This window comes from Microbacterium sp. 22179, from assembly GCF_052045715.1.
Taxonomy (GTDB): Bacteria; Actinomycetota; Actinomycetes; order Actinomycetales; family Microbacteriaceae; genus Microbacterium; species Microbacterium galbinum.
On sequence record NZ_JBQEPJ010000001.1, the window covers coordinates 872,323 to 886,423 of the forward strand.

Genomic DNA, 14,101 nt, shown 5'->3' on the forward strand with positions numbered 1-14,101 from the left:
AAGAGAAACCGCGCCGTCCCTCCTCCTTCGGATCCCCCCCCCCCGCTTCTCTCATTCCGAGAGGGGCTGGCGGGGCAGGCGCCGCACCTTGGCGCGCCGGCGGCGACGCTCGGGCACCATGGAGCGCATCTCGTCGAGCTTCCCGAAGCAGAACAGCCGGTCATCGGCCTCGAGCACGACGTGCTTGCGCGGGTTGGGGATCACCGTCACCCCGCGGTGCAGCGTCAGCACGGTGATGTCGCGTTCCCACAGACCCGCCTCGCCGAGCGTCTTGCCCACGAGGTCGACGGCGCCGTGCACCATGAGCTCGGCGACGCCGTACCCGGTCGAGACCGTGAGACGCTGACGCACATCGATCTCGGGGAACGCGACCTGTCCGGCGATGTAGTCGATGATCGCTCCCGCGACGTCGAGCTTGGTCGCCGTCTCGATGCCCTGGAGACCCGGCGAGGAGTTCACCTCCATCACGAGAGGGCCGTCATCGCCCTCGAGCATGTCGACGCCGGCGACGCGCAGGCCCATGATCTGCGCGGACCGGACGGCGGCGCGCTCGTACACCGGATCGAGCTCGACCGCCTCGACCGATCCGCCACGGTGCACGTTCGATCGGAACTCGTCGCCGGCCGCCGAACGGCGCATCGCCGCGACGACGCGATCACCGACGACGAGCGCGCGGATGTCGCGACCCCGGCTCTCCGCGATGAACTTCTGGATCAGCACGTTCTGCTTCGTGGAGTGCAGCGTCTCGATGATCGCCTCCGCCACCTTGACCTGCGGGGCGAGGATCACGCCGATCCCCTGCGTGCCCTCCAAAAGCTTGATGACGACAGGGGCCCCGCCGACGCGCTCGATGGCCGGGCGCACGTCGGCACGATTGCGCACGAAGGCGGTGGGCGGCATGGCGATGTTGTGCCGCGACAGGATCTGATTCGCGCGCAGCTTGTCACGGGCGCTCGAGATTCCGTTGGCCGTGTTCGGCGTGTAGACGTCCATCTGCTCGAACTGTCGCACGACGGCGGTGCCGAAGTACGTGATCGAGTTGCCGATGCGCGGCAGGATCGCGTCGTAATCGCTGAGCTGACGCCCCCGATAGTGCAGGTCGGGTTCGTCCGCGGTGAGGTCGATCGCGAAGCGCAACGTGTTCAGCACCTTGACGTTGTGCCCGCGCTGGAGCGCGGCGGCACGGAGGCGCTGGGTGGAGTACGCCTGGGGCGCACGGGAGAGCACTGCGAGCTTCACGAAGATTTCCTGCCAGGATGGTCGGGTGACGAAGACATCCCATTCAAACACTCTTACGGGGTGGCGAGAATGGGTGAGCCTGCCCGATCTCGGCGTGGACTGGATCAAGGCCAAGATCGACACCGGCGCACGTACTTCATCGCTCCACGCGTTCGACATCCACGAGTTCGATCAGGACGGCGCGCCGTGGGTCAGATTCAAGGTGAAGCCCTGGCAGGACAGTCAGGCGGATGCCGTCGTGGTCGAGTCCCCCGTGCACGACCGTCGCGCGGTGCGCAGCTCCTCCGGCCACGCGCAGGAGCGCCTCGTGGTGGAGCTCCTCATCCGCCTCGTCGACCGCGAGGTGCTGGCGGAGGTCACGCTGAGCAACCGCGACGAGATGGGCTTCCGCATGCTCATCGGCCGGGAGGCGCTCCGGCAAGGGTTCTCGGTCGACCCCGCGCGATCGTTCCTCGGGGGCCGGGCGCCGCGTGAAGCCCGTCGCCGGAACCGCGGCAGGATCTGACCGCTCAGGTGCGGATCAGCACCGTGCCCACGACCTTGTCGTGGAGTCCGCGCTGGTCGGCATCGAAGATCACTGCGGGGATCACGACGATGAGCAGCGCCGTGCGCACGATCGGTCGCCACAGGCCCACCCAGCCGCCGTCGAGGCGCACCACGCGCATCCCGAGGATGCGGTGCCCGGGGCTTCCTCCCGCCGTGGGGATGAAGAGGATCTGCAGCAGGGCGAACACGGCCATCGGGCCGAACTGGCTGAGTCCCGCCGCGGCGGGCAGCGCGAACTGGTCGAAGCCGAGGAACGCGGTGGCGATGATCGTGGCCGCGACGTAATCGATCAGGAGCGCTCCGATGCGTCGTCCGAGGCGTCCGACGCTCCCCGTGCCCGACGCGGGCAGTCCGAGGCGTTCACCGGGGTAAGCGTTCACAGCATCCGTCACCATCCCAGCCTACCGAGAGCCGATATGCGCTCCGACCGGCGAGGCGCTGTAACACGCTCGAAACAAAGTCGATACCGTGGAGAAATCCCCCGACCGTACTCTGCGAGTGGCCCCGAAGCCATCGATCCGTCTTACAGGAGTCGTACATGTTCAAAGATTCGTCCGAGGTTCTGAGCTACATCAAGGAGAACGACGTCAAGTTCCTTGACATCCGTTTCACCGATCTCCCGGGTGTGCAGCAGCACTTCAACATTCCTGCATCGACGGTCGACGAGGCGTTCTTCACCGAGGGCCAGCTGTTCGACGGCTCCTCGATCCGCGGCTTCGCCAGCATCCACGAGTCCGACATGCAGCTCATCCCCGATGTCACCACCGCGTACATCGACCCCTTCCGCGAGGCGAGCACCCTCGTGATGATCTTCGACATCTACAACCCGCGCACGGGTGAGATCTACTCGAAGGACCCGCGCCAGGTCGCCAAGAAGGCCGAGAAGTACCTCGCCTCCACCGGCATCGCCGACACCGCGTTCTTCGCCCCCGAGGCCGAGTTCTACATCTTCGACGACGTGCGCTACTCCGTCACCGCCGGTGAGAGCTTCTACAAGGTCGACTCCGAAGAGGCCGCGTGGAACACCGGTCGCGAGGAAGAGGGCGGCAACCTCGCCAACAAGACCCCGTACAAGGGCGGCTACTTCCCCGTCAGCCCGGTCGACAAGACGGCCGACCTGCGTGACGACATCACGCTCAAGCTGATCGACGCCGGCTTCATCCTCGAGCGCTCGCACCACGAGGTGGGCACCGCGGGTCAGCAGGAGATCAACTACCGCTTCGACACGATGGTGCACGCGGCCGACGACATCCTGAAGTTCAAGTACATCGTCAAGAACACCGCCAACGAGTGGGGCAAGGTCGCGACCTTCATGCCCAAGCCGCTCTACGGCGACAACGGCTCCGGCATGCACACGCACCAGTCGCTCTGGAACGACGGCAAGCCGCTGTTCTACGACGAGGCGGGCTACGGCCAGCTCAGCGACATCGCGCGCTGGTACATCGGTGGCATCCTGGCGCACGCGCCGGCCCTGCTCGCCTTCACCAACCCGACGCTGAACAGCTACCACCGTCTGGTCAAGGGCTTCGAGGCGCCGGTCAACCTGGTCTACTCGGCCGGCAACCGCTCCGCCGCGATCCGCATCCCGATCACCGGCTCCAACCCCAAGGCCAAGCGCATCGAGTTCCGCGCACCGGACGCCTCGGGCAACCCGTACCTGGCCTTCGCCGCGCAGCTCATGGCCGGCCTCGACGGCATCAAGAACCGCACCGAGCCGCACGAGCCCGTCGACAAGGACCTCTACGAGCTTCCCCCCGAGGAGGCCAAGGGCATCCCGCAGGTGCCGAACTCGCTGCTCGACTCGCTCGACGCTCTTGCGGCCGACCACCAGTTCCTCCTCGAGGGCGGCGTGTTCACCAAGGAGCTCATCGAGACCTGGATCTCGTACAAGTACGAGAACGAGATCCTCCCGATGGCGCAGCGCCCGCACCCGTTCGAGTACGAGCTGTACTTCGGGGTCTGATCCCGGATCGAGAAGAGCGCCCCACCGGCTTCGGCCGGTGGGGCGCTCTTTCGTTCTGCAGCGGCGTCACCCGCGCGGCATCGCGAACGCGTGGAGGCCGAGCTCCCGGCTCAGGACCTCGCTCACGTGATGTCCGCGCACGCTGGTCCCCTGCTCGTCGAGCGGCGGACTCACCACGGCCGCTCCCAGCGCCGTCGGCGCCGCGAGGACGATCGCGCCGGACACGCTCGACTTCGCCGGCACACCGACCTGGCGCATCCACCTCCCCGACCCGTCGTACACGCCGCAGGTCGCCATGACCGAGACGACGTCGCGTGCGACGTCGGAGCCGACGACCTGCACCCCGGTCAGCGGGTTCCGCCCTCCGGCGGCGAGCGTGGCGCCCATGGCCGCCAGATCGCGCGCGTCGACGAGAACGGCGCAGGCGCGGGCGTAGACGCCGACCGCCTCGTCGGCGCCGACCTGCAGCGTGCCCTCCGAACGCATCAGGTGAGCGAGCGCGTGATTGCGATCGCCGAGCAGGTGCTCGCTCTCGGCGACGCTCTCGGAGACGCTCAGGTCACGACCCGCGAAAGCCGACAGTCCCGCGAGGATCCGTCGACTCCTGGCGGCGGCATCCGCGCCGTCCACCAGCGCCGAGGTGAGCAGCGCGCCGGCGTTGACCATCGGGTTGGGCGGGCGGCCGGTGCCGCTCTCCAGCTTGATCGCGTCGAAGGCCTCCCCCGTCGGCTCGATGCCCAGACGATCGAGAGCCGCGGGTCCATGGTCCTGGAGCGCCAGGGCGAAGAGGAACGGCTTGACGGCGGATTGGATGCTGATCTGCACGTCGGCCTGAGCGGTCGCCCTCGTCTCGCCGTCGAGCGTGACGAGCGCGATGCCCAGCAGGTCGGGGTCGGCATCGGCGAGTTCCGGGATGCTGTCGTCGACGGCGCCCCCTCGCTCGCGCAGCGCCCGGTCGCGCACGCCGTCGAGATCGTAGGAGAGGGGATCGACCGCGGAGTTCATGGTCCCAGCCTGTCACGCCCGGGCCGAGGCTGGTCAGCTCGCCGGGTCGTACCCGAACTCCCGGAGCTCCTGAGGGCACCGGCATGCGTGAGCGACGCGCGCAGCCCAGTCGACGGCATCCGCTCGCGTGGGCAGCTCGAGGACGAGGAATCCTCCGGTGATCCGCGACCCGGGATACGTCTCGTCGCGCACGGCACCGCGACCGGTCACCAGCACCGGAGCCACATCCTCGTCGATCCCGCCGCCGAAGACGTAGACGCCCGCGCTCTTCGCCTCGTCGATCACGGCGTGCGAGGTCTCGACGACTTCCGGGAACTCCTCCTCCGTCAGATCCATCGCTTCGGCGGGGAAGGAGATCAGGTACTTGGTCATGCTCCGATGGTGCGTCGCGGGACGGGAGTGCGCAAGAGCCAGTCAGCGCGTGACCGCGGCCGGGTGATCGATACGTCCGTCGACGAGCTGGACCACGGAGTGCATCCGTGGCAGATGGACGAGATCGTGGGTGACGAGCAGCGTCGACGTGCGCCGCTCGTCGGTCAGACGCAGCAAGAGGTCGATGATGCTCGCGCCGCGCTCCTGGTCGAGTGCGCTGGTCGGTTCGTCGATGAGGAGCACGCTCGGTTCGTTCATCAGCGCACGCGCGATGTTCACGCGCTGACGCTGTCCTCCCGAGAGCTGGTGCGGACGCTTGTCGAGGTGCTCCGCGAGGCCGACATCCCTGAGGAGCGATTCGGCACGTCGGGTCGCGGCCGCACGGCGTCGCCGCGGACGACCGCCACCGAGCTCGTTCATGACCACGAGTTGCTCGTGAGCGGTCAGGGACGGGAGAAGATTCGATTGCTGGAAGACGATCCCGATGGACGTGCGGCGCAGTTCGGACGCCCGATCTGCCGTCAGGGTCGTGGCATCGACGCCGTCGATCACGACACGACCGGAGTCCGGCCGGATCAGCGTGGCCGCGACCGCCAGCAGGCTCGACTTGCCCGAGCCGCTCGGCCCGGTGATCGCCGTCACCTCGCCCGGGGACGACGAGAGCGTGACGTGGTCGACGGCGGTGATGCGATCGCTTCCGTCGGGGAAGGTGAGGGTGATTTCTTCGAGGCGGATCATCGGTTGCTCCCGAGTGAGGTGAGGGGGTCGGCGGAGGTGACGGAACGGAGGGCGAACGCGGCGCCGGCGAGACCGAGGACGATCATGAGCACGGCCGGAAGCACGGTGGTGAGCGGACTCAGGAGGAACGGCAGCGCGGCACCCGCAAGAGCTCCGAGGATCGACACGACGCCGATCCCGACGCCGATGCCCACCACGAGCACCAGCGCCGCCTGTCCGAGCGCATCGCGCACGAGCACCGAGGTGCGGGCGCCGAGGGCCTTCAGGATCGCGATGTCGGGTGTGCGCTGCATCGTCCACACGGTGAAGAACGCGCCGATGACCAGCGCCGAGATGCCGAAGAGCATCGCGACCATGAGGAGCAGGGACCCGATCTCCGAACGGAAGGCGCTCAGCGCCGTCAGCGAGCCGACGATGGTCGTCGATCGAGTGCCGATCCGGCTGTCAGCCGCGTCCCAGTCGGGTGAACCGGTGACCGCGAGCACCGTGGCGAAGGCATCCGGATCACCGGTCGCTGCCGCGTACGCCTGCCAATCCGCGAGGGTCATCCGCACGACGGGCGTGTGGCTGTACCAGTCGTCTCCCTCGATACCCACGACCGTGTACGCGGTGCCCGCGATCGTGACCGGGTCGCCGAGGTGCGCGTCGAGCTCGTCCGCTGCGGGACGCGAGAGCACGAGCTCTCCGGAGGCGACGGGCGACTGCGGTGCGAAGCCGGGCTGCACGCCGAAGACGGCGATCGACGCGACGGTGTCTTCCGACTCCGCTCTGGTCTGACTGATGCCGAGGGGGTGCACGGATTCGACACCGGCGGTGGATTCCCACTCGGATGCCTGCTCCGCGGTCACTCGTGACTCGGCGAAGCTCGGGCCATCGTCGGCGCCGGGATCGGCGAAGACCACGCGGTCCCCGGCGATGCCGACCACGGCAGAGATGTTCTGGACGGCGAGGCCGCCGGTCAGACCACTGAGAAATCCGACCAGGACGGTGATGAGCGCGACGACGGTGCCGATCAGGACGAATCGTCCGCGGGCGAAGCGCAGGTCGCGGAGGGCGATGTACATGCGGGGTTCCTCTCCTGCCGTCGGAGTGACGACGCTTCCACTCTCCTGTCTCGGGGGTCCGCGCTCATCGGCCGTGTGCATGGTCCTGACCAGCCGTTCGGTGGGGGACGGAATCGTCCTTTCGGACGATGCGGTGCGCACCCCGAAGCGTAGGATTCGAGGCATGGCCCACACCCCGCTCACACCCGTGTTCACGGGGTTGCGGACGGGATTGCACCTTCTGTTCGTCGCGCTGTGCGGACTCGTCATCGTGCGGGCCTTCCTCGCTCCGACCCCGACGAGCATCCCCGCGATCGCGCTCACCGTCGCGCTTCTGGCGACATACGGGTGCGGGGCGGCGCTGGCTCGCTCGACCTCTCGCTCGAGCTGGCTCACGGGTGTGTGGCTCGCGGCGGTCAGCGTCGAATGGGTGCTCCTGGTCTTCCTCACCGCCGAGGCCGCGTATCTGGTCTTCCCCCTGTTCTTCCTCTACCTGCACGTGCTCGGGCGCCGATGGGGCACGCTCACCCTGCTCCTGGCGACCGGGGTGGCGATCTGCACGCTCGGTCTTCACAGCGGATGGACCGTCGGCGGGGTCGTGGGGCCCCTCGTCGGCGCCGGCGTCGCCCTGCTGATCGGCCTCGGCTACGAAGCCCTCGCTCAGGAGGCACGACAGCGGGAAGATCTCATGCGCGAACTGCTCGCGACCCGCGACCGATTGGCGACCACCGAGCACGAGTCGGGAGTGCTGGCGGAGCGCGCACGTCTCGCACGGGAGATCCACGACACGCTCGCGCAGGGGCTGTCGAGCATCCAGATGCTGCTCCATGCCGCCGAGCGGACGGATCCGGAGCGCCCGGGGATCGAGCACATCCGCCTCGCTCGTGAGACCGCCGCGGACAACCTCGGCGAGGCACGCCGGTTCATTCGCGAACTCGCTCCCCCGGACCTCGATGACCACGGTCTCGCGGGGGCCCTCCGCCGTCTGGCCGACGACCAGTGGTCGCCGCAGGGACTCGACGTCGACGTGCGCGTCTCGGAGGCGGTCGATCTCCCCATGCACGTGCAGACCGCGCTGCTGCGGATCGCCCAGGGAGCGATGTCGAACGTCGTGCAGCACGCCGATGCGCGCACCGCGACGATCGCCCTCACCCTGGGTCCCGGCGACCTGGAGTTCGTGATCTCCGACGACGGCCGCGGGTTCGACGCCGGCCTGGACGCCGACCGCCCCGCCCGTTCGGACTCGTTCGGACTGCGCGCGACGCGCGAGCGCGTGGATCAGCTCGGCGGCACCCTCGACGTCCGTTCCCTTCCGGGTACGGGGACCACGCTGCGCGTCTCCTTGGCTCTCGAGGGCCGCGCATGATCCGCCTCCTGGTCGTCGACGACCATCCCATCGTCCGCGCCGGACTGGTCGCTCTGTTCGCCCTCGACGACGACATCGAGGTCATCGCGGAAGCCTCGACCCCCGACGAGGCCGTCGCCGTCGCAGAACGCGCGAACCCCGATGTCGTGCTCATGGATCTGCAGTTCGGCGCGGGAACGGCCGGATCCGGTGCCGAGGCCACGCGGAGGATCCGGGCACTCGACGCACCGCCCTACGTGCTCGTCCTCACGAACTACGACTCCGACGCCGACATCCTCGGAGCGGTGGAGGCGGGCGCGAGCGGCTACCTGCTGAAGGACGCGCCGCCGCACGAGCTCTCCGCGGCGGTCCGTGCGGCCGCGGCCGGGGAGAGCGCACTCGCGCCCGTGATCGCCACCCGGCTGCTGCAGCGGATGCGCGCCCCGAAGGCGAGCCTGAGCGCGCGCGAGATCCAGGTGCTCGAACTCGTCGAAGCCGGCCGCACCAACACCGAGATCGCGAGCGAGCTCTTCGTGAGTGAGACGACGGTCAAGTCGCATCTCGCGCACATCTACACGAAGCTCGACGCGACGTCGCGCACGGCCGCGGTATCGGAAGCCCGGCACCGCGGCATCCTGCGCTGACCCGCCCTCCACAGGCACAGAACAGTGGCCTGCGCAAGCCCGCGTGTCCCTGCTTGACCCGGGTCGGACGCGGTGGTCAACTGAGAGGTCTGCACTACGAGGGGATCCATCATGCGCCGCAGGAAATCAGTCACGAGGACCGAGACCATCGAATCGGGCCCCGCGACGGGCCGCACCTCGCGGCAGGTCAGCTCGGTCACGGCCGCGGCCCGCACGAATCCCTTCATGTTCGGACTGCTCGGCGCACTCGGCGTGCTGGTGGCCCTCGCGATCGGCGGGATGGTCGGCCAGCTGGCGACGGTGTTCGTCTACATCGGCGTCGCGATCTTCCTCGCCCTCGGACTCGACCCCATCGTCTCGTTCATCGAGCGCAAGCTCCCGCGGCCCGCCGCCGTCGCGATCGTCGTCGCCGTCGTGGTGCTCGCCTTCGCGGGCATCATCCTCGCGATCGTCCCGATCCTCGTGGAGCAGATCACCAACCTCGTCAACGACGGCCCGCAGATGGTCGAGGACTTCATGGCCAGCGCCTGGTTCAAGGACGTGACGGCGCAGTTCGGATCGACCTTCGAAGACGCGGCCCAGGGGGTTCTGAGCTTCGTGCAGGATCCCGGCAACATCCTCAACATCAGCGGCGGGGTGTTCGCGGTCGGCGCGGGTATCGCCGGCGGCTTCACGGGCGTGACGATCGTGCTCATCCTCACCCTCTACTTCATGGCCTCGCTGCGCAGCATGAAGAAGGTCGCGACGCGCTTCGTGCCCGCCTACCAGCGCGACACGTTCAGCGGCCTGCTGGAAGACGTCTCCGGCGCCGTCGGGCGCTACGTCATGGGCCAGGCGAGCCTCGCCCTCGTCAACGGCATCCTGAGCCTGATCTTCCTCAGCATCATCGGTGCGCCGGTGCCGGCACTGCTCGCTCTCATCGCCTTCATCGGATCGATGATCCCGCTGGTCGGCACCCTGGCCGCGTCGATCATCAACTCGCTGATCTGCCTGTTCATCAGCCCCGTGACCGCGCTCATCGCCATCATCTACTACCTGGTGTACATGCAGGTCGAGGCCTACGTGCTCTCCCCACGCATCATGAACAAGGCCGTCGCCGTGCCCGGCGCACTCGTCGTGATCGCTGCCGTCGCCGGCGGTGCGCTCGGCGGCATCCTCGGAGCCCTGGTCGCGATCCCCGTGGCGGCGAGCATCATCATCATCGTGCAGAAGGTCGTGTTCCCCGCTCAGGACCGCAAGCAGGTGCCGCCGGCGCTCACCGCACCGTGAGAGCGCCCGGCTGCACCCGCACCGCGAACTGAGTGATCTCGCCCATCTCCTCACCGTCGATCTCGAAGACGAGCGGCTGGGCAAGCGAGACAGCGATCCTCTCCACGGCGAGATGCTGCGCCGAATCGGTGCTGACCGCCTCGTCGCCACCGGTGAGCAGCCGCCGGATGCCGTTGTCCCACACCACTGAACGCAGGGTGTTCATCCACTGGAGCGCGCCCTCCGAGCTGATGAGGAGAATGTCGAGCAACCCGTCGTCGAGCTGCGCATCGGGGAGCAGGCGGAGTCCGCCCTGGAGCATGCCGCAGTTGCCGATGAGCATTGTGTGCCCGCGCACCTCCTCGGGTTCGCGATCATCCACGGTCACGGTGATGTCGGTCATCTCCGTGCCCGCCAGCGCGCGCCCCATGGCTTCGACATACGCGAGCCATCCCGCCCGGTCCTTGAGGTCGTCGTTCGTCTCGACCAGCATCTGCGCGTCGATCCCGAACCCCACCATGACGGCGAACGCGCGAGTCTCGCCGTTGAACTCCACCCAGCCCAGGTCGATGTGCTGCGGAGTGGCATCGCGCACGCGCTCGAGGGCCGCGACCATACCGGTCAGCGGCACTCCCAGGTTGCGTGCGAGCAGGTTGCCGGTCCCCTGCGGAATGATCCCCAGAGCGACCTCCGTACCGGCCAGGGCTTCAGCGACGGCACGGACCGTCCCGTCACCGCCCACCGCTACGACCACCTCGCACCCGTCCGCAACGGCCTCCTCGGCCATCCCCCGCCCCGGATCTTCGATGCTCGTCTCCCACCACCGAACCGGGGCGTCCGTTCCGAAGACCTCGTCGACCGCGGCGCGCACCTCGTCTCCGTCGATCTTGGACGGATTCCACACGATGCCGATGCTCGAGACGCTCATGAGGCCAAGCCTGGGGCCGAACGCGTCTCGCCGCAAGTCGACACGGGTCTAGCCGTAGAACTCCTGCTCGAACGCCTTGCGGGCGCGGCGAGTGACGCCCAGGTACTCCTCCTCGAGCTCGGTGGCCGAGCGGTCGGGATACCCGAGGATCCGCGCGATCCCGTCGAGCTCGCGGCGATCCGCGGGGAGCACGTCGCTGGTCGTTCCGGTGAGGATCGTGATCGCCGAACGCAGACGGCTCGACAGCAACCAGGCCTCACGGAGGCGATCGGCGGCCTCGGCCGGGAGGAGTCCGGCATCGACCGCCGCGCCGAGCGCTCCCAACGTCGACGTCGTGCGCAGGCCCGGCACGGCGTGGGCGTGCTGCAACTGGAGCAGCTGCACGAGCCACTCCACATCGCTGAGCGTCCCGGGGCCGAGCTTGAGGTGGCGACGCGGGTCGGCCCCCTGGGGAAGCCTCTCCCCCTCGACGCGCGCTTTGATGCGCTTGATCTCGCGGGTGCCCTGCAGATCGATCGACGCGGGGTAGCGGATCGTGTCGGCGAGCTCGGTGAAGCGCGCGATCAGCTTGGCGCTGCCGGCGACGCCACGCGCCCGAAGGAGCGCCTGCGCCTCCCACGACAGCGACCAGCGGCGGTAGTACTCGGCATACGCCTCGATCGATCGCACCACCGGACCGTTGCGACCCTCCGGGCGCAGTCCCGCGTCGAGATCGAGCGGAAGCCGATGGTCGGTGACCTGTTCACGGAGACCGGCGACGATCTTCGTCGCGAGAGTCTGCGCGCGGTCGGGATCGACGCCGTTCGCCGCGTACACGTAGAGGATGTCGGCATCCGATCCGAAGCCCAGCTCCGCTCCCCCGAACCGGCCCATGGCGATCACCGCGAAGTCGAGCGCATCGTCCTCGGGCGGCACGACCTCGCGCAGCACCGCACGCAGCGCGGCCTGGATGGTCGCCTCGGTGATGTCAGTGAGAGCGGTCGCGACGTCCTCGATCGTCAGGACGTCGAGCACCCCGCCCATCGCAGTGCGCAGCAGCTCGCGACGCCGTAGCGCGCGCACGGCACGCAGCGCGTCGCCGATCGTCTCGTGCCGCGTCTGGATCGCCCTGGCCTCCTCCGACAGCGCGGCGCCGCCGCGCGGACGCAGGGACTCGGTGCTGTCGAGCCAGGCCACGGACTCCGGGATCCATTCCATGAGCTCGCCGATGTACCGCGACGTCGACAGGATCCGGGTGAGGCTCTCGGCCGCCCCCGAGGAATCCCGCAGCATCCGGAGGAACCAGTGCGTGTTGCCCAGGCGCTCGCTGATGCGGCGGAACGCGATCAGGCCGTAATCGGGATCGGTGCCGTCGGCGAACCATCGCACCATCACCGGCATGAGGTGGCGCTGGATCGTGGCCTTGCGGCTGAGTCCGCTCGTGAGCGCGCCGATGTGGCGCAACGCGCCCGCCGGATCGCGGAAGCCGATCGCCGCCAGACGATCGTGCGCCTGCGCGGTCGACAGGGAGCGCTCGCCCTCGGGCAACGCGGCGACCGCGCTGAGGAGGGGACGGTAGAAGAGTCGCGTGTGGATCTCGCGCACTTCGCGTCGCACGCTCTCCCAGCGCGCCCAGATGCCGTCACCGCTGTCGGCCAGCGCCGTGCTGCGCGCGAGGACCCGGAGTCCCGCGGGCGTCCGCGGCAGGAGGTGGGTACGGCTGAGCTCCTTGAGCTGGAGCCGGTGCTCCATCAGTCGCAGGACCCGGTAGTCGTCGGCGAAGGTCGTCGCCTCGACCCGTCCGATGTAACCGCCCTCGACGAGGGCCTCCAGGCTCTCGAGGGTGCCACGGGTGCGCAGGCTGGCATCCGTGAGTCCGTGCACCAGTTGCAGCAGCTGGACGGTGAACTCGATGTCACGCAGTCCGCCCTCGCCGAGCTTGAGCTGGTACGGGGCATCCTCCGGATCGATGTGCTCCTTGACGCGCTCGCGCATGCGCTGGACGCTGTCGACGAAGTCCTCGCGGGCCGCGCTCGACCAGATCTTCGGCTGCACGGCGCCGATGTACTCCGCCCCCAGCTCCGGATCGCCGGCGAGGGGCCGCGCCTTCAGCAGGGCCTGGAACTCCCAGCTCTTCGCCCAGCGGTCGTAATAGGCCAGATGGGATCCGAGCGAGCGGACCAGAGCACCCTGCTTGCCCTCCGGCCGCAGGTTCGCGTCGACCTCCCAGAGAGGCGGCTCCTTCTCGATGCCGCTCAGGCCGCGCATGGTCTCGCGGGCGAGCTTCGTCGCCAGATCGATCGCACGCGACTCGGAGACGATCTCCTCATCGGCCGTGCCGCCGACGAAGATCACGTCGACGTCGCTGACGTAGTTGAGCTCCCGCGCACCGGCCTTGCCCATGCCGATGATCGAGAGGCGGACGGCCGCCACCTCGCGCTGATCGACGGTCTCGCGCAATCGACTGCGCGCCACGGCCAGCGAGGCCTCGAGCGCCGCACCGGCCGCGTCCGCCAGCGCCGCCGCCACATCGGCGAGAGCCTCGACCGGTGCGGTCCGGGTGAGGTCGTAGGCCGCGATCGCCGCGAGGCTGCGGCGGTAGGCGACCCGGAGTGCCACGACCTCGTCGTCACCGCCGGACCGTGCGAATCCGTCGACGGCGCCGACACCGGCGAGCATCGCCCGGGTGAGGTCGTCGGCGGTCGGCAACGCATCGACCTCGGCGGCGAGCACCGCGAGCTCCGCGGGGTTGCGGAGGAAGAAGTCCGCCAATCCCTCGGATGCCCCGAACACCCGCCAGGTGCGGCGCTGGGTGTCTCCGCCGTCGAGCAGGGCCGCCAACGGCGCGGGATCGCGTCGCGCCACCCTCAGCATCCCGCGCACGGCCGCGTCGGGATCGGCGGCATCCGCCTCCGTCAGCAGCTCGGCACGCGAGCGACCGAGCAGTTCGGCGAGCTCGGCGAGGGCCTCCGCGGCCTCGCCGAGCTCATCGAATCCGAGTCGAGCCAGCGCGGACAGCGAGAAGGAATCGTCCGGACGGGCCATGCGCAC

13 protein-coding genes are annotated in these 14,101 nt (G+C 68.9%); 5 read left to right on the top strand and 8 right to left on the bottom strand.

From position 1 onward, the window contains the following. Nucleotides 1–51 precede the first annotated feature (51 nt). On the bottom strand, nucleotides 52–1,239 hold the full coding sequence (locus tag ACTJKK_RS04260; protein ID WP_247622353.1) for a RimK family alpha-L-glutamate ligase: 1,188 nt from the start codon (nucleotides 1,237–1,239) through the stop codon (nucleotides 52–54). A 25-nt stretch (nucleotides 1,240–1,264) separates the two neighbouring features. Between ACTJKK_RS04260 and ACTJKK_RS04265 the strand changes: the two genes are divergently transcribed. Next, the gene (locus ACTJKK_RS04265) at nucleotides 1,265–1,744 is read left to right on the top strand and encodes an ATP-dependent zinc protease family protein (RefSeq protein ID WP_282185356.1); all 480 of its coding nucleotides are present in this window, start codon (nucleotides 1,265–1,267) and stop codon (nucleotides 1,742–1,744) included. A 4-nt stretch (nucleotides 1,745–1,748) separates the two neighbouring features. On the opposite strand, the gene ACTJKK_RS04270 is transcribed toward ACTJKK_RS04265, so the two are convergent. Next, a complete protein-coding gene (locus tag ACTJKK_RS04270; RefSeq protein WP_440747106.1) occupies nucleotides 1,749–2,180 on the bottom strand; it encodes an RDD family protein in 432 nt (143 codons plus the stop codon). 143 nt (nucleotides 2,181–2,323) lie between these two features. Between ACTJKK_RS04270 and glnA the strand changes: the two genes are divergently transcribed. Further along, nucleotides 2,324–3,748, top strand: coding sequence for a type I glutamate--ammonia ligase (glnA, locus tag ACTJKK_RS04275; protein WP_247622350.1), 1,425 nt, complete (start codon nucleotides 2,324–2,326; stop codon nucleotides 3,746–3,748). A 66-nt stretch (nucleotides 3,749–3,814) separates the two neighbouring features. Here the strand turns inward: glnA and glsA are convergent, their stop codons facing one another. The 4 genes from glsA to ACTJKK_RS04295 are packed head-to-tail and all read right to left on the bottom strand — an operon-like array spanning nucleotide 3,815 to nucleotide 6,927. Further along, nucleotides 3,815–4,753: a glutaminase A gene (glsA, locus tag ACTJKK_RS04280; RefSeq protein WP_440747107.1), complete on the bottom strand. Its 939-nt coding sequence runs from the start codon at nucleotides 4,751–4,753 to the stop codon at nucleotides 3,815–3,817. Between the two features lie 33 nt (nucleotides 4,754–4,786). Continuing rightward, nucleotides 4,787–5,125, bottom strand: coding sequence for a YciI family protein (locus ACTJKK_RS04285; protein ID WP_247632123.1), 339 nt, complete (start codon nucleotides 5,123–5,125; stop codon nucleotides 4,787–4,789). Between the two features lie 42 nt (nucleotides 5,126–5,167). After that, complete coding sequence (locus tag ACTJKK_RS04290; RefSeq protein ID WP_440747108.1) at nucleotides 5,168–5,863, bottom strand: ABC transporter ATP-binding protein; 696 nt, start codon at nucleotides 5,861–5,863, stop codon at nucleotides 5,168–5,170. Next, nucleotides 5,860–6,927, bottom strand: a complete 1,068-nt coding sequence (locus tag ACTJKK_RS04295; protein WP_440747109.1) for an ABC transporter permease — start codon at nucleotides 6,925–6,927, stop codon at nucleotides 5,860–5,862. The genes ACTJKK_RS04290 and ACTJKK_RS04295 overlap by 4 nt, the downstream gene beginning before the upstream one ends. A 163-nt stretch (nucleotides 6,928–7,090) precedes the next feature. Between ACTJKK_RS04295 and ACTJKK_RS04300 the strand changes: the two genes are divergently transcribed. From ACTJKK_RS04300 to ACTJKK_RS04310, 3 genes are all read left to right on the top strand, one after another. Continuing rightward, the gene (locus tag ACTJKK_RS04300; protein WP_440747110.1) at nucleotides 7,091–8,272 is read left to right on the top strand and encodes a sensor histidine kinase; all 1,182 of its coding nucleotides are present in this window, start codon (nucleotides 7,091–7,093) and stop codon (nucleotides 8,270–8,272) included. Next, nucleotides 8,269–8,895: a response regulator transcription factor gene (locus ACTJKK_RS04305; protein ID WP_247622344.1), complete on the top strand. Its 627-nt coding sequence runs from the start codon at nucleotides 8,269–8,271 to the stop codon at nucleotides 8,893–8,895. The genes ACTJKK_RS04300 and ACTJKK_RS04305 overlap by 4 nt, the downstream gene beginning before the upstream one ends. Before the next feature lie 111 nt (nucleotides 8,896–9,006). Further along, nucleotides 9,007–10,164 (top strand): AI-2E family transporter, encoded by a 1,158-nt coding sequence (locus tag ACTJKK_RS04310; protein ID WP_404596317.1) that lies wholly within the window; start codon nucleotides 9,007–9,009, stop codon nucleotides 10,162–10,164. On the opposite strand, the gene ACTJKK_RS04315 is transcribed toward ACTJKK_RS04310, so the two are convergent. Continuing rightward, a complete protein-coding gene (locus ACTJKK_RS04315; protein WP_440747111.1) occupies nucleotides 10,151–11,071 on the bottom strand; it encodes a diacylglycerol/lipid kinase family protein in 921 nt (306 codons plus the stop codon). The two genes, ACTJKK_RS04310 and ACTJKK_RS04315, sit on opposite strands and share 14 nt — an antisense overlap. A 48-nt stretch (nucleotides 11,072–11,119) precedes the next feature. Further along, complete coding sequence (locus tag ACTJKK_RS04320; RefSeq protein ID WP_440747112.1) at nucleotides 11,120–14,095, bottom strand: bifunctional [glutamine synthetase] adenylyltransferase/[glutamine synthetase]-adenylyl-L-tyrosine phosphorylase; 2,976 nt, start codon at nucleotides 14,093–14,095, stop codon at nucleotides 11,120–11,122. Between the last annotated feature and the right edge of the window lie 6 nt (nucleotides 14,096–14,101).

Coding starts and splice junctions, on each gene's coding strand:
- ACTJKK_RS04285 (WP_247632123.1), bottom strand. CDS start 5,125: ATGACCAAGTACCTGATCTCCTTCCCCGCCGAAGCGATGGATCTGACG.
- ACTJKK_RS04320 (WP_440747112.1), bottom strand. CDS start 14,095: ATGGCCCGTCCGGACGATTCCTTCTCGCTGTCCGCGCTGGCTCGACTC.
- ACTJKK_RS04300 (WP_440747110.1), top strand. CDS start 7,091: ATGGCCCACACCCCGCTCACACCCGTGTTCACGGGGTTGCGGACGGGA.
- ACTJKK_RS04310 (WP_404596317.1), top strand. CDS start 9,007: ATGCGCCGCAGGAAATCAGTCACGAGGACCGAGACCATCGAATCGGGC.
- ACTJKK_RS04295 (WP_440747109.1), bottom strand. CDS start 6,927: ATGTACATCGCCCTCCGCGACCTGCGCTTCGCCCGCGGACGATTCGTC.
- ACTJKK_RS04305 (WP_247622344.1), top strand. CDS start 8,269: ATGATCCGCCTCCTGGTCGTCGACGACCATCCCATCGTCCGCGCCGGA.
- ACTJKK_RS04290 (WP_440747108.1), bottom strand. CDS start 5,863: ATGATCCGCCTCGAAGAAATCACCCTCACCTTCCCCGACGGAAGCGAT.
- ACTJKK_RS04315 (WP_440747111.1), bottom strand. CDS start 11,071: ATGAGCGTCTCGAGCATCGGCATCGTGTGGAATCCGTCCAAGATCGAC.
- ACTJKK_RS04270 (WP_440747106.1), bottom strand. CDS start 2,180: ATGGTGACGGATGCTGTGAACGCTTACCCCGGTGAACGCCTCGGACTG.
- glnA (WP_247622350.1), top strand. CDS start 2,324: ATGTTCAAAGATTCGTCCGAGGTTCTGAGCTACATCAAGGAGAACGAC.
- glsA (WP_440747107.1), bottom strand. CDS start 4,753: ATGAACTCCGCGGTCGATCCCCTCTCCTACGATCTCGACGGCGTGCGC.